Origin of the sequence: Vibrio sp. PID23_8 (assembly GCF_003584965.1) — a bacterium.
Classification (GTDB): domain Bacteria; phylum Pseudomonadota; class Gammaproteobacteria; order Enterobacterales; family Vibrionaceae; genus Vibrio.
In genome coordinates, this window is record NZ_LIXE01000002.1 from 447,133 (window position 1) to 466,439 (window position 19,307).

General features: G+C 46.1%; 16 protein-coding genes and 20 tRNA genes. 27 read left to right on the plus strand and 9 right to left on the minus strand.

What is annotated here, in order from left to right:
- Nucleotides 1–39: 39 nt before the first annotated feature.
- From ybaK to hemA, 8 genes are all read right to left on the minus strand, one after another.
- Nucleotides 40–513 (minus strand): Cys-tRNA(Pro) deacylase, encoded by a 474-nt coding sequence (gene ybaK / locus AK966_RS05945; protein WP_099079254.1) that lies wholly within the window; start codon nt 511–513, stop codon nt 40–42.
- Between the two features lie 112 nt (nt 514–625).
- Nucleotides 626–2,287: a bifunctional UDP-sugar hydrolase/5'-nucleotidase UshA gene (gene ushA, locus AK966_RS05950; RefSeq protein WP_119463720.1), complete on the minus strand. Its 1,662-nt coding sequence runs from the start codon at nt 2,285–2,287 to the stop codon at nt 626–628.
- A 314-nt stretch (nt 2,288–2,601) separates the two neighbouring features.
- On the minus strand, nt 2,602–3,453 hold the full coding sequence (gene kdsA / locus AK966_RS05955) for a 3-deoxy-8-phosphooctulonate synthase (RefSeq protein WP_099079252.1): 852 nt from the start codon (nt 3,451–3,453) through the stop codon (nt 2,602–2,604).
- Nucleotides 3,454–3,507: 54 nt separating this feature from the next.
- A complete protein-coding gene (locus AK966_RS05960) occupies nt 3,508–4,317 on the minus strand; it encodes a SirB1 family protein (protein WP_119463721.1) in 810 nt (269 codons plus the stop codon).
- Nucleotides 4,318–4,322: 5 nt separating this feature from the next.
- The gene (locus tag AK966_RS05965) at nt 4,323–4,706 is read right to left on the minus strand and encodes a SirB2 family protein (protein ID WP_119463722.1); all 384 of its coding nucleotides are present in this window, start codon (nt 4,704–4,706) and stop codon (nt 4,323–4,325) included.
- A gap of 37 nt (nt 4,707–4,743) precedes the next feature.
- Nucleotides 4,744–5,604 (minus strand): peptide chain release factor N(5)-glutamine methyltransferase, encoded by an 861-nt coding sequence (gene prmC, locus AK966_RS05970; protein WP_099079249.1) that lies wholly within the window; start codon nt 5,602–5,604, stop codon nt 4,744–4,746.
- A 3-nt stretch (nt 5,605–5,607) separates the two neighbouring features.
- On the minus strand, nt 5,608–6,696 hold the full coding sequence (gene prfA / locus AK966_RS05975) for a peptide chain release factor 1 (protein ID WP_119463723.1): 1,089 nt from the start codon (nt 6,694–6,696) through the stop codon (nt 5,608–5,610).
- Nucleotides 6,697–6,725: 29 nt separating this feature from the next.
- Nucleotides 6,726–7,982, minus strand: a complete 1,257-nt coding sequence (hemA, locus tag AK966_RS05980) for a glutamyl-tRNA reductase (protein WP_099079247.1) — start codon at nt 7,980–7,982, stop codon at nt 6,726–6,728.
- Between the two features lie 134 nt (nt 7,983–8,116).
- Between hemA and lolB the strand changes: the two genes are divergently transcribed.
- From lolB to AK966_RS06110, 25 genes are all read left to right on the plus strand, one after another.
- Nucleotides 8,117–8,755, plus strand: coding sequence for a lipoprotein insertase outer membrane protein LolB (lolB, locus tag AK966_RS05985; RefSeq protein WP_099079246.1), 639 nt, complete (start codon nt 8,117–8,119; stop codon nt 8,753–8,755).
- The gene (gene ispE / locus AK966_RS05990) at nt 8,752–9,624 is read left to right on the plus strand and encodes a 4-(cytidine 5'-diphospho)-2-C-methyl-D-erythritol kinase (RefSeq protein ID WP_172438113.1); all 873 of its coding nucleotides are present in this window, start codon (nt 8,752–8,754) and stop codon (nt 9,622–9,624) included. Before lolB ends, ispE begins: the two co-directional genes overlap by 4 nt.
- A gap of 28 nt (nt 9,625–9,652) precedes the next feature.
- Complete coding sequence (locus tag AK966_RS05995) at nt 9,653–10,597, plus strand: ribose-phosphate pyrophosphokinase (protein ID WP_005449254.1); 945 nt, start codon at nt 9,653–9,655, stop codon at nt 10,595–10,597.
- A gap of 152 nt (nt 10,598–10,749) precedes the next feature.
- Entirely contained in the window at nt 10,750–11,340 is a 591-nt protein-coding gene (gene pth / locus AK966_RS06000) for an aminoacyl-tRNA hydrolase (protein WP_099079244.1), read from the plus strand.
- Nucleotides 11,341–11,350: 10 nt separating this feature from the next.
- Nucleotides 11,351–12,442 carry a redox-regulated ATPase YchF gene (gene ychF / locus AK966_RS06005; RefSeq protein ID WP_099079243.1) on the plus strand — a complete coding sequence of 364 codons (1,092 nt, stop codon included), beginning with the start codon at nt 11,351–11,353 and terminating at the stop codon, nt 12,440–12,442.
- A gap of 285 nt (nt 12,443–12,727) precedes the next feature.
- Nucleotides 12,728–12,804: transfer RNA gene (locus AK966_RS06015), tRNA-Met, on the plus strand.
- A 39-nt stretch (nt 12,805–12,843) separates the two neighbouring features.
- A tRNA-Leu gene (locus tag AK966_RS06020) sits at nt 12,844–12,928 on the plus strand.
- A 31-nt stretch (nt 12,929–12,959) separates the two neighbouring features.
- Nucleotides 12,960–13,034: transfer RNA gene (locus AK966_RS06025), tRNA-Gln, on the plus strand.
- A 77-nt stretch (nt 13,035–13,111) separates the two neighbouring features.
- A tRNA-Met gene (locus AK966_RS06030) sits at nt 13,112–13,188 on the plus strand.
- A gap of 67 nt (nt 13,189–13,255) precedes the next feature.
- Nucleotides 13,256–13,340: transfer RNA gene (locus AK966_RS06035), tRNA-Leu, on the plus strand.
- A gap of 26 nt (nt 13,341–13,366) precedes the next feature.
- A tRNA-Leu gene (locus AK966_RS06040) sits at nt 13,367–13,451 on the plus strand.
- A gap of 16 nt (nt 13,452–13,467) precedes the next feature.
- Nucleotides 13,468–13,542 (plus strand) — tRNA-Gln (locus AK966_RS06045).
- A 33-nt stretch (nt 13,543–13,575) separates the two neighbouring features.
- A tRNA-Leu gene (locus AK966_RS06050) sits at nt 13,576–13,660 on the plus strand.
- A 31-nt stretch (nt 13,661–13,691) separates the two neighbouring features.
- Nucleotides 13,692–13,766 (plus strand) — tRNA-Gln (locus tag AK966_RS06055).
- A 65-nt stretch (nt 13,767–13,831) separates the two neighbouring features.
- Nucleotides 13,832–13,916, plus strand: a tRNA-Leu gene (locus AK966_RS06060).
- 22 nt (nt 13,917–13,938) lie between these two features.
- A tRNA-Met gene (locus AK966_RS06065) sits at nt 13,939–14,015 on the plus strand.
- A 53-nt stretch (nt 14,016–14,068) separates the two neighbouring features.
- Nucleotides 14,069–14,153: transfer RNA gene (locus AK966_RS06070), tRNA-Leu, on the plus strand.
- Between the two features lie 39 nt (nt 14,154–14,192).
- Nucleotides 14,193–14,267 (plus strand) — tRNA-Gln (locus AK966_RS06075).
- A 33-nt stretch (nt 14,268–14,300) separates the two neighbouring features.
- Nucleotides 14,301–14,385, plus strand: a tRNA-Leu gene (locus AK966_RS06080).
- Nucleotides 14,386–14,415: 30 nt separating this feature from the next.
- A tRNA-Gln gene (locus AK966_RS06085) sits at nt 14,416–14,490 on the plus strand.
- A gap of 65 nt (nt 14,491–14,555) precedes the next feature.
- A tRNA-Leu gene (locus AK966_RS06090) sits at nt 14,556–14,640 on the plus strand.
- A gap of 22 nt (nt 14,641–14,662) precedes the next feature.
- Nucleotides 14,663–14,739: transfer RNA gene (locus AK966_RS06095), tRNA-Met, on the plus strand.
- Nucleotides 14,740–14,786: 47 nt separating this feature from the next.
- A tRNA-Leu gene (locus AK966_RS06100) sits at nt 14,787–14,871 on the plus strand.
- Between the two features lie 47 nt (nt 14,872–14,918).
- A tRNA-Gln gene (locus tag AK966_RS06105) sits at nt 14,919–14,993 on the plus strand.
- A 54-nt stretch (nt 14,994–15,047) separates the two neighbouring features.
- Nucleotides 15,048–15,132 (plus strand) — tRNA-Leu (locus AK966_RS06110).
- Between the two features lie 149 nt (nt 15,133–15,281).
- Here the strand turns inward: AK966_RS06110 and AK966_RS06115 are convergent.
- Nucleotides 15,282–16,457 carry a 2-octaprenyl-3-methyl-6-methoxy-1,4-benzoquinol hydroxylase gene (locus AK966_RS06115; RefSeq protein WP_119463724.1) on the minus strand — a complete coding sequence of 392 codons (1,176 nt, stop codon included), beginning with the start codon at nt 16,455–16,457 and terminating at the stop codon, nt 15,282–15,284.
- Nucleotides 16,458–16,715: 258 nt separating this feature from the next.
- Here AK966_RS06115 and miaB point away from each other — a divergent pair, with 258 nt between their 5' ends.
- Complete coding sequence (miaB, locus tag AK966_RS06125; protein ID WP_099079241.1) at nt 16,716–18,140, plus strand: tRNA (N6-isopentenyl adenosine(37)-C2)-methylthiotransferase MiaB; 1,425 nt, start codon at nt 16,716–16,718, stop codon at nt 18,138–18,140.
- 69 nt (nt 18,141–18,209) lie between these two features.
- Nucleotides 18,210–19,307 (plus strand): PhoH family protein, encoded by a 1,098-nt coding sequence (locus AK966_RS06130; RefSeq protein WP_119463726.1) that lies wholly within the window; start codon nt 18,210–18,212, stop codon nt 19,305–19,307.

A 19,307-nucleotide genomic window follows, 5' to 3' on the forward strand; every position in this document is an offset into this window, starting at 1 on the left:
AAAGGACGCTTATGAGCGTCCTTCTTATTTGTCCTCTACTCACAAACACAAAGGGGCAAACTGACCTCGCGTTAGACCCAGTAAATCTTTTGGCGCCAACTCTATTTCTAGGCCGCGCTTTCCCGCACTGACACAAATAGTGTCTTGCGCCATCGCACTCTCATGCAGAAACGTCGGCAATGCCTTCTTCTGTCCCAACGGGCTAATCCCACCTACAACATAACCTGTGGCCTTTTGTGCAATCTCTGGATCAGCCATATCCGCTTTCTTACCCTTCGCGGCTTTCGCTGCCAGTTTTAGATTCAGCTTTTGATCAACAGGAATAATCGCAACCGCAAGGTTTTTCGGTTCGCCGTTCAAACAGAACAGCAGCGTTTTAAATACTTTCTTTGGGTCTTGCCCCAGAACTTCTGCCGCTTCTAATCCATAGCTATCCGCTCTAGGATCGTGCTCGTACTGGTGAATGATGTGTGGAACTTTTTTCTTTTTCGCAAGATTAATGGCCGGAGTCATCAAGATTCTCCTATAAAACAAAAAAACGCTGATCCCATGATTGGGAACAGCGCTTTAAGTTAATGATATCAGTGAGTTTGAGTCAATCGCTTTTTACGCCATCTCACTCAGGTTATTTGTATATCATCTCACCTGACGGTGCATAGGCATTTACGTCAATTGGGCTATGTGACTCAAGGTACTCTTTCAATACTTCAGCATCCGTAAAACCCGTGTTTACATAGCCTGAGTGCGTGTCCACTTTTGGGTAACCATCACCGCCTGATGCATTGTAGCTTGGTACAGTAAAGCGGTATTGAGTATCTAAACGAAGTTGTTTTTCACCGATAAAGACATCCGAAACCTTACCGTTCTCCACTGTCATCGAAATGCCTGCAAACTGAGCATAAGCACCGGAATCAATCGGCTTTGTCGCAACGACATTTAAGTAGTCCAATACTTCCTTACCCGACATGTCTACGTAGGACACCATATTACCAAATGGTTGAACGATAAGTACGTCTTTGTAAGTAATATCACCCGCTTCTATCGAATTGCGAACACCACCAGAATTCATGACTGCGAAATCCGCTTTTGCTCGTTCCATATGTGCGGTAGCAATGAGACGACCTAGGTTAGTTTGTTGGAAACGAACCACATTACGATCACCTTCCAATTTACCATTAGATTCGGCAATCTTTACGTTAAGCTTGTCTTGACCTTGCTCTTGATATGGGCGCAAGAATTCTAATAATGCTTGATCTTGCTTAATTTCGTCTTCGATAAATACACGTTGAGACTTACCATCAAGCTTAATCTTCTTCTTCAGGTTCACCGGGATCAAATCATAGCTCACCATGGATAGTTCACCGTTACGGAACTCATAATCCGCACGACCAACAAACTTACCCCACTCGTGCGCTTGTACGATGTAAGTACCGTTTTGTTGATCTGGTTTACACTCATCACCTGGTGTGAAGTTCTTCTTGATAACGTTTGGACCTTCTATACAAACCGGCTCTTGTGAGTGACCACCCACTATCATGTCCAAATCACCCTCATTCAAATAACGCGCTAGTGCAACGTCACCCGGCGCATTCACACCGCGATTACCGTTTTCGTAGTGGCCCATGTGCGTTACTGCAAAAATAAGGTCTGGCTTTTCCGTCTCTTTCAGCTCATCAATCAGTTTTTTCGCTTCTTCTTTCGGATCGCGGAAGTCTACCTGACCAATGTACTCTGGGTTACCCAGTTTCGCGGTGTCCTCAGTGGTGAGACCGATAACGGCAATCTTGATGCCTTGCTTGTTGAACATCGCGTAAGGTTGGAACAAGCGCTCGCCTGTTTCTTTGTCGTAAATGTTGGCTGACAACATCGGGAAGTTTGCCCACTCTTGCTGCTTGAACAGCACTTCTAGTGGGTTGTCGAATTCATGATTACCCAGCGCCATCGCGTCATAACCAATTTTACTCATACCTTTAAAGTCAGGCTCCGCATCTTGCAAGTCGGACTCAGGTACACCAGTATTGATATCCCCACCCGATAGAAGTAATACACTACCACCTTCCGCTTGAATCTCAGTGCGGAGTTCATCAATCAGCGTTTTACGTGCGGCCATACCATATTCGCCGTATTTGTTTTGCCAAAAACGACCGTGGTGATCATTGGTGTGCAATACCGTCAATTTATATGTTGTATCTTCATTCCATTCGTGCGCGGGTTGCGTTACACATCCAGCAAGAGTCGCTAAAATCGCGGCGCTTAAAGCGGTTTTTACAATCAGACGTTGCTTCATTGTTTTACCTTATTCTCTTCTGAGGTCCACTAGATTGCGCTGTATAGAAACTAAAGGAATCAAATTCCAGCTAGTGAGGCGCTATAAACGGGTGCAGTTTAAAAGAACGCTATGCTAATAGCATTGTTATGTCATTATTGTGATACGCAGATCACTAATAAGTGCTTTAGGTGGTGAAGTTTGCAACAGTTGTTTCGAAAGATTATAGATAATAGTTACAAAACAAGAAGCTATAGTAGACCAGAGTGCTGTTGTAAAAACAAAAATGGCCAGCAAATGCTGACCACTTTATTGAAACATTCAAATAAGAATGATTATTTGATGTCGATATTCGTAAAGCTTTTAATCAAATCATCAAGCGATTTCATTTGTGCTAGGAATGGCTCTAGTTTGTCTAGAGGTAGGGCAGAAGGACCATCACAACGTGCTTGATCTGGGTTCGGGTGCGCTTCGATAAATAGACCCGCAATACCTGTTGCTAGACCTGCTTTTGCAAGCTCTACTGTTTGCTCACGACGGCCGCCAGATGCTGCGCCTGATGGATCACGCATTTGCAATGAGTGCGTTACGTCAAAGATGATTGGGCTACCTTTTGATGCGTTTTTCATCACGCCAAAGCCAAGCATATCCACCACTAGGTTGTCGTAACCATGGCAAGAACCACGCTCACAAAGGATGATGTTTTCGTTGCCGCATTCTGCGAATTTCTCAACGATGTTACCAACTTGACCTGGGCTCATGAATTGAGGTTTCTTCACGTTGATCACTGCACCTGTTTTTGCCATTGCTTCAACAAGATCAGTTTGACGCGCAAGGAATGCAGGAAGCTGAATGACATCAACCACATCGGCCACAGGTTGAGCTTGCGCTTCTGTATGAACATCAGTGATGATCTTCACACCGAATGTATCTTTCAGTTCTTGGAAGATTTTCATGCCTTCTTCAAGGCCTGGGCCACGGTAAGAATGAACAGAACTGCGGTTTGCCTTATCGAACGATGCTTTAAATACGTATGGAATGCCTAGCTTGTCGGTCACTTTTACGTAGTGCTCACAGATCTGCATTGCAAGATCACGAGACTCAAGAACGTTCATTCCTGCAAATAGGGTGAATGGCATGTCGTTCGCAACCTGAATGTCGCCAATATTAACGATTTTCTGTTCCATTTTGATTCTCTTATGTCTGTTTTCGACACGCCTCAATTTGGCGTATCGACAAAATTAGTGAAGCGTAACGTGCTTTTCGCTCATCACGTTAACTTGTGATTTTAGTAGCTCTGATGCCGGATCGTCCGGGCATTGGTCAATAAAGTACTCAAAATCAGACACCGCCACCTGATGACATTCTAGCTGCTGGAAGATAAATCCACGGTCACGAATTTCATACGGGTCATCAGGTACAAACGTTAAAGCAAGATTGGTGCAACGCAGCGCGAGTGTATATTTTTCTTCACGCAGCATGGCGCTTTTTATGAGTGCTAACCATCGACCAATCACTGTTGGGTTGTCTGCTTCTTCAAAATGTTCAGGCTTAAGTGTCGCAAATGGGCCTTCTTGACCAATTAACCAAGCTTGAAGAATTTTCTCACCGACATACTCACCGTTGAACGGGTTAATATAGTCCGGTGTTTTGTGCATCCAATCCACTTTGATCAGAAATTGGGTCGGGAACGTTACCCCCTTCATTGGGAAGCCAAGACGGTTACCCAAGTAAAGTAAGATAGCACCAAGGCTGACAGGAATGCCTTTTTTACGTTCTAGCACTTTATCAATAAAGCTGTTGTCAGAAATAAAGTACTCTTGCTCGTCGCCTTTAAAGCCCCACTCATGAAAGAATAGACGCAGGAACGAATCGAAACGTTGCTCTTCATCAGTCTCATGAACCAATGTTGCTTCCGCCTCTTGGTAAAGGCGCTCTAACTCTTGTTTCGCCCAATGCACATTGGTGTCAGGGTTGATGGAATAATTTAACTCTAACGCGCCTTCCACCAACGCCATGTTATCAAAATCTTCGTCAAAAAACTCAAGCATGAAGATTACCCAAATAAGTTTGGATTTTTAGATACTGCAATATTGGCAGCCATCACTAACCAGCCTAACGCGCCAAAGAAGGCAAAAATTCGCAGCAACTTGTTTTTCGCCATTTTAAGCGCGAAGAAGCCAAGAGCAATGTACGCGAGCACACAAGTAATTTTGTTGGTTAGCCAAGGTGCGGAATCCGTAAATGGAACAAAACCAGTCACCATGATCAAGCCAATACCAGACAACAACAGCGCGGTATCAACAATGTGTGGGAAAACTTTCAGGAAGCGATTATTGCGTTTTGGCGAGTCCATCATCAGCAACGCAAATCGGATCGATAGTAGCGTCGCGCTCAATGCGATCGTTACTAAGTGAATGTGTTTTAGAGCTACGTACATTTTCTTTCTCTTTTATAAGTTACTGCTGACTTGCTCGTTATGATTGTGCGGTGTAGCAACCAAGCGTCACTCGGTCATTCTCGCCGTAGTCTTTTTCCGTGACTACTTGCTTATAACCAAAGTTCGTCATGATCTCTCGAACGGCTTCGCCTTGGTCATAACCATGTTCAAACGCGAGCCATCCGCCGTCTTCCAGATATTGACGAGCAAGATCAGAGATATGACGAATATCCGCCAAGCCATTTTCATCCGCGACGAGCGCCGATTTCGGCTCAAAACGCACATCACCTTGAGATAAGTGCGGATCTTTTTCGTCGATATACGGCGGATTGGAGACAATTAAAGCAAACTTTGTACCGCAGGCAATAGGCTCGAACCAGCTACCTTGGTCAAAGGTCACATTTTTAATATTTAATTGTTCGGCATTAAACTCTGCCAGTTCTTTCGCCTCTTGCTTTAGATCAACCCCCATCACTTGGCGCTTCGGTAACTCGGAGGCCAACGCCAATGCAATCGCACCGGTACCAGTGCCTAAATCTAGGATGGGACCCGTTTGCTCATAGGTTTTATCCAACGCCACCTCAACCAAGCGCTCGGTGTCCGGTCTTGGGATCAACGTTGAAGGTGAAACCCTAAGCGGCAATGACCAAAACTCACGCTCGCCAATGATATACGCGACAGGCTCCCCCGAGATGCGACGTTCAAGCAATGCATCAAAATGCGCTTGCTGATCCGCTTCCAACAATTTTTCTGGCCAAGTGAGTAAGTAACTTCTTGGTTTGTTGAGTGCATGACAAAGAAGGACTGCTGCATCGAGAGAAGGCGACTCATCGCCGCCTTCTCTCAAAATTGCCGTCGCACTTTTCAGCGCTTGCTCAATGGATTGAACTGGGCTCATGAATTAGTGATTCTCTGCCAACGCAGCCAGTTGATCCGCTTGGTGCTCTTGAATTACAGGCTCGATCAAGCTTGCTAAATCACCTTCCATCACCTCGTTCAAACGGTAAACCGTTAGATTAATACGGTGATCAGAAACACGCCCTTGAGGGTAGTTATAAGTTCGGATACGGTCACTACGGTCACCAGAACCAAGTAGGTTGCGACGTGTATCAGAAACTTCCGCTGCACGGCGGGCTTCTTCTGCTTGAACGATACGCGCAGCAAGCACTGCCATCGCTTTCGCTTTGTTCTTATGTTGTGAACGTTCGTCCTGACACTCAACAACCGTACCCGTTGGTAAGTGAGTAATACGGATTGCAGAATCCGTGGTGTTAACATGCTGACCACCCGCGCCTGATGCTCGGAATGTATCGATTTTTAGATCCGCAGCCTTGATCTCTGGTAGATCAGCTTCTGGAATTTCTGGCATCACAGCAACCGTACACGCAGACGTGTGTACACGACCTTGAGATTCGGTTTCAGGTACGCGTTGAACACGATGACCGCCAGACTCGAACTTCAGCACACCATATGCACCATCGCCACTGACTTTTGCGATCATCTCTTTATAACCGCCTTGTTCAGACTCGTTGCAGCTCATCACTTCGATGCGCCAGCCTTTTTTCTCAGCGAATTTAGAATACATGCGGAAAAGGTTACCCGCGAAGATGCCCGCTTCATCACCACCTGCACCAGCACGGATTTCTAGGAAACAGTTGCGCTCATCATTTGGATCTTTCGGCAGAAGCAAAATTTGCAGCTCATCGTTTAAGCGCTCGATAGCTTCTTTTGCTTCTTTAATCTCTTCCTGAGCCATTTCACGCATTTCTGCGTCATCTTCTTTTGCCATCTCTTCTGCTGCGTTAAGATCTTCTTGAGCTTGCTGATAAGCTTGGAAGCACTTAGTCACTTCTTCGAGTTGAGAATACTCTTTTGATAATGCACGGAATTTGTCCTGATCGCCGATCACGCCAGGATCACCCAATAGGTGTTGTACTTCTTCGTAACGTTCTACTAGTGATTCTAGCTTTGTTAGAATAGAGGCTTTCATAGTGTCGTTTTCTTAATAAAAAGCGTGAGTTACAGATTATCCAGACCAAGTGTTTGGCGGATAACCGTTAATTTTGCTTGTTCGCCCTGCTCTGCCGCACTTTGCAATGCGCGAGTTGGGGCATGAATTAATTTGTTGGTGAGTTTGTTGCTAAGTTCACGCAATACTTTCTCAGGGTCAGCGCCCGTTGCCAAAGATTGCAGACTTTTGCTTAATAACTCTTCCCGGATTTCATTCGCCGACTGACGATAGTCTCGAATACTGTCCACCGCTTGCAGTGAACGTAGCCATGTCATAAATACGCCACTTTCTTCGTTGACGATCGCTTCCGCTTGAACCGCTTCCACCTTGCGCTGCTCAATATTATTGTCGATGATTGATTGCAAATCATCCACAGTATACAAATAAGCATCACTCAGTTCACCGACTTGAGCCTCCACGTCACGCGGAACGGCAATATCCACCAACAAGATAGGCTGGTGACGACGTTTTTTCAGCGCGGTTTCCACCATCCCCTTACCAATAATTGGCAGTGGACTAGCGGTAGAACTAATCACAATATCCGCTCTCGGCAGGTGATCAGGTATTTCATTCAAACTGATCACTTCTGCACCGAACTGCTCAGCGAGCCCTCGCGCTCGCTCTTTAGTTCGGTTAGCAACAATCATTTTGGTGCAACCGTTAGCAGCTAAGTGTTTCGCCACTAGCTCGATAGTTTCACCTGCGCCAACCATCAGTACCGTTGATTCAGACAAGGATTCAAAGATATGCTTCGCCAATGTGCAAGCGGCATACGCCACCGACACAGCGTTACCACCGATATCCGTTTCAGTACGAACACGCTTCGCGACAGAAAAGGTTTTTTGGAAAAGCTTATCCATCGAGGCGTCAACCGACTGATACTCGCGAGAAACTAAAAACGCTTGTTTAACCTGCCCCAAAATCTGAGGCTCACCGAGTACCAGAGAATCCAGACCACAAGAAACGCGCATCAAGTGCGTAATCGCAGCCTGCTCTTCATGTACATATAGGCTCGGCATCAAATCTTCTTGGTTAACTTGGTGGAACTGAGCTAACCAGCCGATAAGCTCGTCTCGTGTTTCCTGCTTAACATCGCAGTACACCTCGGTACGGTTACAGGTTGAAAGAATCACACTGCTGTTAACAGCTTCATGGTCCCTGAGTTGCTCAAGTGCTAGGCCCAGTTTATCGGGTCCAAATGCCACTTTCTCTCGCAAGTCAACAGACGCTGTATTGTGATTGATTCCAATAGCAAGCAAGGACATCTAACGTGGTATCTCTGAGATCGGTTATAAAATAGGTTCAGAATTTTACTGTAAGCACGCATTTATTGAAAGGGTAAGCCGGATTTGTTTTCCTAACTCCGTCTTTTCAATGCTATAGTTGTGAACGATTACCGATGAAACTGATTAATAAGCCATCAAACATGACCTTACGCTCCTTTCTCATCTTGCTCTTATCGAGCATCGTACTTGCAGGTTGTACCTCCGTACCTGAAAGCGTCACTAGCGTCGAGTGGCAAGCGCACGAGCAGCGACTTGAAACCATCAATGATTTTCAAGCGACGGGCAAACTCGGTTACATTGGCCCAAATCAAAGGCAGAGTTTAAACTTCTTCTGGAAACACTCCGCCGCACTGAGTCAGCTACGCTTAACTACGTTACTCGGCCAGACGGCACTAAAGCTCACGATTACCCCGCAAGGCGCAACCGTCGAAACCTACGACGACCAAGTCCTTACTGCCCGTGATGCCAACCAATTGATTTACCGATTAACGGGCTTGATGATGCCTGTTGACCACATGCCGGATTGGCTACTCGGTTTACCGACAGATGCCGACTCTTTCCAACTTTCACCAACCAATACATTGCAAGCACTGGATAAACAGATCGGTGTAAACGATTGGAACATAGCCTACCAGCGCTACGGTGACGTGGAATGGCATGAGCAAACGCTGCCTTTGCCGAACAGACTGAAGCTAAGTACCGCTGACGTAAAAATTAATTTAGTGATCACAAAATGGAACATCACCCAATGATCGATCTTTCAACCCGCTGGCCATCACCAGCGAAATTGAATCTCTTTCTATATATCAATGGTCGCACTGAAAACGGCTACCACGAGTTACAAACTCTATTCCAGTTCGTCGATCACGGCGATGAGCTCACCATTCAAGCCAACAACTCTGGTGAGATTACCATTTCCCCAGAGCTCAAAGACGTCCCATTAAAAGACAATCTGATTTGGAAAGCAGCGACGGCGCTACAACGCTATGCGAACTGCTCATACGGTGCCCAGATTGATCTGCATAAGATCTTACCTATGGGTGGTGGTATTGGTGGTGGTTCCTCAAACGCAGCCACCACACTAGTTGCACTAAACTTCCTATGGCAAACCAACCTAAGTGATGACGAATTAGCGGAAATCGGTTTGGTACTTGGTGCTGATGTGCCGGTCTTTGTTCGTGGTTTTTCTGCTTTTGCCGAAGGTGTAGGAGAGAAACTTTCTCCTGCTCATCCTGACGAGAAATGGTATTTGGTGGTAAGACCGAACGTTTCCATTGCAACTGCGGACATATTCGGTCATCCAAATTTGATCCGAAACACGCCAAAGCGCGATTTAGATACGCTTTTAAACACGCCAAGCGTAAACGATTGCGAAAAAATTGTACGATTGCTCTACCCAGAGGTTGATAAGCAACTTTCTTGGCTGCTACAATACGCGCCGTCAAGATTAACGGGGACAGGTTCTTGCGTTTTTGCTGAATTTTCGAGCAAATCTGAAGCAGAAACTCTCCTTGCACAACTCTCTGATAATGTCTCGGCATTTGTCGCTCAAGGGCGCAATATTTCGCCACTAAAAGAGACTTTGGCTGAATACCAATCAGCCCAACACCGACCTATTTAAAACTGGACGCAAACCCGAGGTTTCCACCGTGCCTGATATGAAGCTATTTGCTGGTAATGCAACACCTGAACTAGCCCAACGTATTGCTGATCGTCTTTACATCTCTCTAGGTGATGCATCTGTTTCTCGCTTTTCTGATGGCGAAGTTGCAGTTCAAATCAACGAGAATGTTCGTGGTAGCGATGTTTTCATCATTCAATCCACTTGTGCCCCAACTAACGACAACCTAATGGAACTGGTTGTTATGATTGATGCAATGCGCCGTGCTTCAGCAGGCCGTATCACTGCAGTTATTCCTTACTTCGGTTACGCTCGTCAAGATCGTCGTGTACGTTCTGCGCGTGTACCAATCACTGCAAAAGTTGTTGCTGATTTCCTATCTAACGTTGGTGTTGACCGCGTTCTTACTATCGACCTACATGCAGAGCAAATCCAAGGCTTCTTCGATGTACCAGTGGATAACATCTTCGGTACACCAGTACTTCTAGAAGACATGCAATCTCGTGGTCTAGAAAACCCAGTAGTGGTTTCTCCTGACCTAGGTGGCGTTGTTCGTGCTCGTGCGACAGCTAAAGCGCTAGGTGATATCGATATCGCTATCGTTGATAAACGTCGTCCACGTGCAAACGTTTCTGAAGTAATGAACCTAATCGGTGACGTTGAAGGTCGTGACTGCGTGATCGTTGACGACATGATCGATACAGGTGGCACACTATGTAAAGCCGCTGAAGCGCTAAAAGAGCGCGGTGCTAAGCGCGTGTTCGCTTACGCAACTCACGCTGTTTTCTCTGGTAACGCTGCAGATAACATTAAGAACTCTGTTCTTGACCAAGTTATCGTCACTGACTCTATCTCTCTATCTAAAGAGATGGCTGCAACAGGCAAAGTAACCACACTAAGCCTATCGCGCATGCTCGCTGAAGCGATTCGTCGTATTAGCAACGAAGAGTCAATCTCTGCAATGTTCAACTAATCCGAACATTTCAGTTACACTGATTTCAAAAACACCCCTCCTTGGGGTGTTTTTTTTATTTGTATGAAAAGAGAGAATTGCGCTTGGTCGCCCACTGTGAGTTTTCTGTGCTATCATACTGCGCTTTTTGAGATTCCAGAGAGATCCTAACCTTGAGTCAACCAATCAAACTTCTCGTTGGTCTTGCTAATCCGGGACCAGAATACGCCAAAACTCGCCACAATGCGGGGGCTTGGGTCGTAGAAGAATTAGCACGCGTTCACAACGTTACCCTGAAGAACGAACCAAAGTTCTTTGGCCTAACCGGACGTATAATGGTCAACGGCCAGGATCTCCGTTTGCTTATCCCAACCACCTTCATGAACCTATCTGGCAAAGCTGTCGCTGCACTAGCGAAGTTTTATCAAATTAAGCCAGAAGAGATCATGGTTGCTCATGACGAGCTAGACTTACCGCCAGGTGTCGCTAAGTTTAAAAAAGGTGGCGGTCACGGTGGTCATAACGGCCTGCGTGACACGATAAGTAAACTGGGCAATAACAAAGATTTTTATCGTCTTCGTATCGGCATCGGCCATCCGGGACACAAAGATAAAGTGGCAGGTTTTGTACTAGGCAAGGCTCCAGCGAAAGAGCAAGAGCTACTAGACGCCGCAGCTGATGAATCAGTACGCTGTCTAGATATCCTAATTAAGGATGGTCTATCAAAAGCACAAAATCGCCTCCACACGTTCAAAGCTGAATAAGGTTACTATCATGGGTTTTAAATGTGGCATCGTTGGTCTACCTAACGTTGGTAAATCAACTCTGTTTAACGCACTAACTAAAGCGGGTATCGAAGCGGCAAACTTCCCGTTCTGTACCATTGAACCAAACACTGGTGTGGTTCCTGTGCCAGATCTACGTCTAGATGCACTAGCGAAGATCGTTAACCCACAGAGAGTTTTGCCTACTACAATGGAATTCGTAGACATTGCTGGTCTAGTTGCAGGTGCATCTCGCGGTGAAGGTCTAGGTAACAAATTCCTAGCGAACATCCGTGAAACTGACGCAATCGGCCACGTTGTACGTTGTTTCGAAAACGACAACATCGTTCACGTAGCGGGTAAAGTATCACCAATCGAAGATATTGAAGTTATCAACCTTGAGCTAGCAATGGCTGACCTTGATGCTTGTGAGCGTGCGATCCAGCGTAACGCTAAAAAAGCAAAAGGCGGCGATAAAGACGCAAAATTTGAACTAACCGTTCTAGAAAAGCTACTACCTGTGCTAACAGAAGGTGGCATGGCGCGTACTGTTGAGCTTTCTAAAGAAGAACTAGCAGCAGTAGGTTACCTAAACTTCCTAACCCTAAAACCAACGATGTACATCGCTAACGTGAACGAAGATGGTTTTGAAGACAATGCATACCTAGACGCTGTACGTGAGTACGCAGAAAAAGAAAACAACGTTGTTGTTCCTGTATGTGCTGCAATCGAGTCAGAAATGGCGGAACTAGAAGATGACGAGCGTGAAGAATTCCTAGCAGACCTAGGTATCGAAGAGCCAGGCCTAAACCGTGTTATTCGTGCGGGCTACGAGCTGCTAAACCTTCACACTTACTTCACTGCTGGCGTAAAAGAAGTTCGTGCTTGGACTATCCCTGTTGGTGCAACTGCGCCAAAAGCTGCTGGTAAAATCCACACGGACTTTGAAAAAGGCTTCATCCGTGCTGAAGTAGTAGGTTACGAGGACTTCATCCAGTTCAACGGTGAAAGCGGCGCGAAAGACGCTGGTAAATGGCGTCTAGAAGGTAAAGAGTACATCGTAAAAGATGGTGACGTTGTACACTTCCGTTTCAACGTATAATTAAACGAATGAATTTCAAACAATTCATTTAAATAAAAAGTCAGCCAACGCGCTGGCTTTTTTTATGTCTGTCATAATAGACCAATAATTAACTTCTGCACTGCAAGCCAATTTATTTCCAGTTTTAGATCATAAACACGCCTCTTTGTTTAAAAAGAAAGCGAACGATGGATTTTACGAGATTTATTAAAAAAAACTATTGACGGAACTCACTCAACTTCGCATAATGCGCGCCGTTCCCGACGACAAGGCAACAAGGCGACGAGAACAACAATACATGGTTATGGCTACGTAGCTCAGCTGGTTAGAGCACATCACTCATAATGATGGGGTCACAGGTTCGAATCCCGTCGTAGCCACCATTCCTAACAATTCTTTCATAAGAATTGTTAGGAATAGATGCGGTCGTGGCGGAATTGGTAGACGCACCAGATTTAGGTTCTGGCGCCGTAAGGTGTGAGAGTTCAAGTCTCTCCGACCGCACCATGTTTTAAGTAGTAGCAATACTACTGCCTGCAGGTCTATCGCCAAGCGGTAAGGCAGCGGCTTTTGATGCCGCCATTCCCTGGTTCGAATCCAGGTAGACCTGCCACTATTCAAAGTGAGATTCCTTAAATAAAGGGTTGTCACTTAGGGCGCGAAGGTTTATATTGTCTCGCTCAAAAAGATGGCTACGTAGCTCAGCTGGTTAGAGCACATCACTCATAATGATGGGGTCACAGGTTCGAATCCCGTCGTAGCCACCATTCTTTTTATAAGAATACAAGATCATTAGTTTTTACCAGTTAACTAATGATTGTAAAAATTCAAGATGCGGTCGTGGCGGAATTGGTAGACGCACCAGATTTAGGTTCTGGCGCCGTAAGGTGTGAGAGTTCAAGTCTCTCCGACCGCACCATCTTGAAACAGTTTAAGTAAGTATATGCGGTCGTGGCGGAATTGGTAGACGCACCAGATTTAGGTTCTGGCGCCGCAAGGTGTGAGAGTTCAAGTCTCTCCGACCGCACCATATATTTATTGCCTGCAGGTCTATCGCCAAGCGGTAAGGCAGCGGCTTTTGATGCCGCCATTCCCTGGTTCGAATCCAGGTAGACCTGCCATTATTTTGATTATTGAGCATGCTCAGTAATTAAGCGGAAGTGGCGAAATTGGTAGACGCACCAGATTTAGGTTCTGGCGCCGCAAGGTGTGAGAGTTCAAGTCTCTCCTTCCGCACCATATTTTAAGTAGTAGCAATACTACTGCCTGCAGGTCTATCGCCAAGCGGTAAGGCAGCGGCTTTTGATGCCGCCATTCCCTGGTTCGAATCCAGGTAGACCTGCCATTATTCTCCCTAAATAGGGATGTTGTTGAGGTTTTACCAATTCTCTCAACAATAAATATTAAGATGCGGTCGTGGCGGAATTGGTAGACGCACCAGATTTAGGTTCTGGCGCCGTAAGGTGTGAGAGTTCAAGTCTCTCCGACCGCACCATCTTAATGAAGAGTTAAAATTTGGCTACGTAGCTCAGCTGGTTAGAGCACATCACTCATAATGATGGGGTCACAGGTTCGAATCCCGTCGTAGCCACCATTTACAACTACATTTAGATCTCACCAATTGATCTAAACGTTGAAAGAAAAGTCGCGGTCGTGGCGGAATTGGTAGACGCACCAGATTTAGGTTCTGGCGCCGCAAGGTGTGAGAGTTCAAGTCTCTCCGACCGCACCATACTTTTCTAAATTGATATGTCTTTTGACTATCGCCTGTAGGTCTATCGCCAAGCGGTAAGGCAGCGGCTTTTGATGCCGCCATTCCCTGGTTCGAATCCAGGTAGACCTGCCACTATTTTGATTATTGAGTCTACTCAGTAATTATGCGGTCGTGGCGGAATTGGTAGACGCACCAGATTTAGGTTCTGGCGCCGTAAGGTGTGAGAGTTCAAGTCTCTCCGACCGCACCATTATTAAAGTCTCTTTTATTAGAGCACTGTAGGTCTATCGCCAAGCGGTAAGGCAGCGGCTTTTGATGCCGCCATTCCCTGGTTCGAATCCAGGTAGACCTGCCATTATTCTCCCTAAAAAGGGATGTTGTTGAGGTTTTACCAATTCTCTCAGCAATACACATTAAGATGCGGTCGTGGCGGAATTGGTAGACGCACCAGATTTAGGTTCTGGCGCCGCAAGGTGTGAGAGTTCAAGTCTCTCCGACCGCACCATCTTAATGAAGAGTTAAAATTTGGCTACGTAGCTCAGCTGGTTAGAGCACATCACTCATAATGATGGGGTCACAGGTTCGAATCCCGTCGTAGCCACCATTTATTCGAAGAAATAGTTTATACTATTAATTCCGTAAATTAAAAATGCGGTCGTGGCGGAATTGGTAGACGCACCAGATTTAGGTTCTGGCGCCGTAAGGTGTGAGAGTTCAAGTCTCTCCGACCGCACCATTACTTTCCTTAATTGGAGAGCACTTAGTTGAAAGACTAAGACCTGTAGGGCTATCGCCAAGCGGTAAGGCAGCGGCTTTTGATGCCGCCATTCCCTGGTTCGAATCCAGGTAGCCCTGCCATTACAAAACGTTGTTAAGGTTATACCAATTGCCTTGATAACTAAAAAATACGATGCGGTCGTGGCGGAATTGGTAGACGCACCAGATTTAGGTTCTGGCGCCGCAAGGTGTGAGAGTTCAAGTCTCTCCGACCGCACCATGATTAAGAAAGCCAGCATTAATTTGCTGGTTTTTTTTTATTTTTTCGATTCTGGACTCGGGCGTTCTTTGATATCCAGAATTAAAAAGCGAGCTCATGGCTCGCTTTTTTGTCTCTGTTACTTTTTCTATCTGCCGTTTTCAAGTTGCTTATATCCCCAACGCGTACTTCAACACTTGTACTTTGAACGGTCCTGAGTTTTCAGCCAGCTTTAAAGCTGCGTTACGAGCAAACTTCAACGGGCCTAGATCATTGCTAAAGCCTTTGTAAAATACATCCATACCCGTTTGCATTAATAAGTTATCTGGACGACGAGCGCGTTCATACTTGGCTAACAACACATCGTTGAGTTGCTCCTGCTGATCCGTAACCGCAAGCAGTACACCAACATCTTTAAAGCCGAGATTCACGCCTTGTCCAGCTAGTGGATTAATCGTATGAGCAGAATCACCGACTAGTACGCAATTCTTACTTGAATAGCTTTGAGCATGACGACGAGTCAGTGGGAATGAGCCAAACTGCAAAACCTCGATATCACCGAGTTCTGATGGGAAATGACGTAGGATCTCTTCTCTGAGTTGAGATTTCGTCATTGAACACAATTGCCTGATACGCTTTGGAGAGTCATACCACACCAGCGAACCTTGGCCAACTTCGTGACCATCTTCAATTAGAGAGCATAGAGGCAAGAATGAACGCGGACCTGACGGTGTAAATTGCTGCCAAGTGATGTCTTGCTGCGGTAATGCGGTCTTCACATTGATCAGCATACAGTGTTGACGGTAATCCCATGCGGTCACACCAATGCCCGCCAATTGACGAACTTTAGAATTCGCACCGTCAGCCCCGATCACCCAATTCGCTTCAAACTGCTCACCGCTTTCTAGCGTCACACGGTTCACATCAGAAAATTCTATGCTTTTCAATCGCTCAGGGCACATTACCGCTAAGTTATCATATTGGGCGAAAGCTTGCCAAAGCCCAAGTTGGATCAGACGGTTTTCAACGATGTAACCTAACTGCTCTAATAGCAGCTCATCAGAGCGGAAACGAGTACGACACTCTGGGTGCTCCCAAGTTTCCAAACGACGATAAGGGCAAACTCTCATGCTCTCAATCGCGGACCATGCGCCTAATGAATCAAGTAGCTTTACCGACTGATGGGAAATCGCAGACACGCGGATATCCAGAGCTTGACAAGCCTCAAATCCTTTCGGTTCAGCGCCCTCCACGACCATAACACTTCTCCCCTGCTTGGCAAACCCGACAGCAACCGCTGCCCCTACCATGCCGCCACCGATTACGACGATGTCATACTTGTTCATTTCTTGCTCTTCATCACATTGATTAATTGGCGTTTTTTAATTGTACGTTCCACCGCTTTTTTTACAAAATTCTTTAACACAAAACCTTGCTCCGTGTAGGTCAAAAAACTAGATTTCATCAGGGTTTGCAGAGAATTCATCAGATCACTAGTCAGGTGCTTTTTAAAGCAGTACAATACGCCGCTTACCGCCGAGATGGCGGCTATAATTTGAGCAATAGCTCTCCGATTTAAGTACAACTGAACGAGCGAAAGTGAGATGAGTAAGAAACTGCTAATTAAAACCTGGGGCTGCCAGATGAATGAATACGATTCATCAAAAATGGCCGACCTGCTTAATGCTGCAAACGGCTATGAGCTGACTGAAGAGCCAGAGGAAGCAGACGTACTTCTACTTAACACCTGTTCAATCCGTGAAAAAGCGCAAGAAAAAGTTTTCCACCAGCTTGGTCGTTGGAAAACCCTAAAAGATAAAAAACCTGGCGTAGTGATCGGCGTAGGTGGCTGTGTAGCAACTCAAGAAGGTGACCACATTCGTCAACGTGCTCCATTCGTTGACGTAATCTTTGGCCCACAAACGCTTCACCGTTTACCTGAGATGATCAAACAGTCTCAATCGGATGAAGCACCAGTCATGGATATTTCATTCCCAGAGATCGAAAAGTTTGACCGTCTGCCTGAGCCTCGTGCAGAAGGTGCCACGGCATTCGTTTCTATCATGGAAGGCTGTTCTAAGTACTGCACTTACTGTGTTGTACCGTACACTCGTGGTGAAGAAGTGAGTCGTCCTATGGATGACGTACTATACGAGATCGCTCAATTAGCGGAGCAAGGCGTTCGTGAAGTTAACCTACTTGGTCAAAACGTCAATGCTTACCGCGGCCCAATGCACGACGGTGAGATCTGTTCATTCGCCGAGCTGCTTCGCCTAGTAGCGTCTATAGATGGTATCGACCGTATTCGCTTTACAACGAGTCATCCACTTGAATTTACTGACGACATTATCGCGGTATACGAAGACACACCGGAGCTTGTGAGCTTCCTGCACCTACCAGTACAAAGTGGTAGTGACCGCATCCTGACCATGATGAAGCGTCCTCACACGGCAATCGAGTACAAGTCAATCATTCGTAAACTGCGTAAAGCGCGTCCTGATATCCAAATCAGTTCTGACTTTATCGTTGCTTTCCCAGGTGAAACAGACAAAGATTTCCAAGACACCATGAAGCTAATCAAAGACGTAGACTTTGACATGAGTTTTAGCTTTATCTTCTCTCCTCGTCCAGGCACACCAGCGGCAGATTACCCTTGTGACCTCTCAGAAGAAGTGAAGAAAGAGCGTCTATACGAACTGCAACAAACCATTAATACACAGGCAATGCGCTACTCTCGCCTAATGCTAGGCACTGAGCAGCGCGTTTTGGTTGAAGGTCCTTCTAAGAAGAACCTAATGGAGCTACGCGCTCGTACAGAAAATAACCGTGTAGTAAACTTTGAAGGTAGCGCGGATCTAATCGGTCAGTTCGTTGACGTTAAGATTACTGACGTATTTGCCAACTCACTGCGTGGTGAGCTTGTACGTACAGAAAAAGACATGGACCTTCGTAGCGTGATTTCTCCAATGCAAATGATGGCGAAAACCCGTCGCGAAGATGAGCTAGGTGTAGCGACTTTTACGCCATAAGCTCGTATAACGCCAAGGAGAGCTGGTCGTTATCAGCTCTCTAGTGATTGGCTACAATGAGAGGTAACTTTGAGCAATAAAATCGTAACTCTAGAAATTAACCTAGAACCTTCAGATAACCGCCGTTTAGCAAGCCTGTGCGGTCCATTCGACGACAACATCAAGCACTTAGAACGTCGCTTAGGCGTTGAAATTAATCACCGTAGCGACCTTTTCACCATCGTCGGTAAACCTCATACTGCCGCCGCTGCGCTAGATATTCTAAAAACACTTTACGTTGATACTGCACCTGTTCGTGGCGAAACGCCAGATATCGAACCAGAACAGATCCACCTAGCGATCAAAGAATCCGGTGTCCTGGAGCAAAATACTGAATCGAACATCGAGCACGGTAAAGAAGTCTTCGTAAAAACCAAAAAAGGCGTGATCAAGCCGCGTACTCCAAATCAGGCTCAGTACCTGGTAAACATGGTGACGCACGATATCACTTTCGGCATTGGTCCTGCGGGTACTGGTAAAACGTACTTAGCCGTCGCTGCAGCCGTTGATGCACTGGAACGCCAAGAGATCCGCCGAATTCTATTGACTCGTCCTGCGGTCGAAGCAGGTGAAAAATTGGGTTTCCTACCCGGTGATTTAAGTCAGAAAGTCGACCCATATCTGCGTCCTCTTTACGATGCTTTGTTCGAAATGCTAGGCTTCGAGCGTGTTGAAAAGCTGATTGAGCGCAACGTCATTGAAGTCGCGCCTCTGGCTTATATGCGTGGTCGTACGCTCAACGACGCCTTCATCATTTTAGATGAAAGTCAGAACACCACCGTCGAGCAGATGAAGATGTTTCTTACGCGTATCGGCTTCAATTCACGTGCAGTGATCACCGGTGACGTAACCCAGATCGACTTGCCTCGTGGCGCGAAATCCGGACTTCGTCATGCGATTGAAGTACTCAGTGAAGTCGATGACATCAGCTTTAACTTCTTCCAAGCAGACGATGTTGTGCGTCACCCTGTGGTTGCTCGCATCGTTAATGCCTATGAGAAGTGGGAAGCGCAAGACCAGAAAGAACGTAAAGAATTCGAAAAACGCCGTCGTGAAGAACGTGATGCAAAATTGCTAGAAGCAGCAAAGGCAGAGCTAAGTGCACAAGTCACGGCGAGCAAGGAATAA

Bases quoted from the DNA above. Each gene is read 5' to 3' on its own strand.
- ybaK (WP_099079254.1), bottom strand. From the start codon at position 513: ATGACTCCGGCCATTAATCTTGCGAAAAAGAAAAAAGTTCCACACATC.
- ushA (WP_119463720.1), bottom strand. From the start codon at position 2,287: ATGAAGCAACGTCTGATTGTAAAAACCGCTTTAAGCGCCGCGATTTTA.
- kdsA (WP_099079252.1), bottom strand. From the start codon at position 3,453: ATGGAACAGAAAATCGTTAATATTGGCGACATTCAGGTTGCGAACGAC.
- AK966_RS05960 (WP_119463721.1), bottom strand. From the start codon at position 4,317: ATGCTTGAGTTTTTTGACGAAGATTTTGATAACATGGCGTTGGTGGAA.
- AK966_RS05965 (WP_119463722.1), bottom strand. From the start codon at position 4,706: ATGTACGTAGCTCTAAAACACATTCACTTAGTAACGATCGCATTGAGC.
- prmC (WP_099079249.1), bottom strand. From the start codon at position 5,604: ATGAGCCCAGTTCAATCCATTGAGCAAGCGCTGAAAAGTGCGACGGCA.
- prfA (WP_119463723.1), bottom strand. From the start codon at position 6,696: ATGAAAGCCTCTATTCTAACAAAGCTAGAATCACTAGTAGAACGTTAC.
- hemA (WP_099079247.1), bottom strand. From the start codon at position 7,982: ATGTCCTTGCTTGCTATTGGAATCAATCACAATACAGCGTCTGTTGAC.
- lolB (WP_099079246.1), top strand. From the start codon at position 8,117: ATGAAACTGATTAATAAGCCATCAAACATGACCTTACGCTCCTTTCTC.
- ispE (WP_172438113.1), top strand. From the start codon at position 8,752: ATGATCGATCTTTCAACCCGCTGGCCATCACCAGCGAAATTGAATCTC.
- ychF (WP_099079243.1), top strand. From the start codon at position 11,351: ATGGGTTTTAAATGTGGCATCGTTGGTCTACCTAACGTTGGTAAATCA.
- AK966_RS06115 (WP_119463724.1), bottom strand. From the start codon at position 16,457: ATGAACAAGTATGACATCGTCGTAATCGGTGGCGGCATGGTAGGGGCA.
- miaB (WP_099079241.1), top strand. From the start codon at position 16,716: ATGAGTAAGAAACTGCTAATTAAAACCTGGGGCTGCCAGATGAATGAA.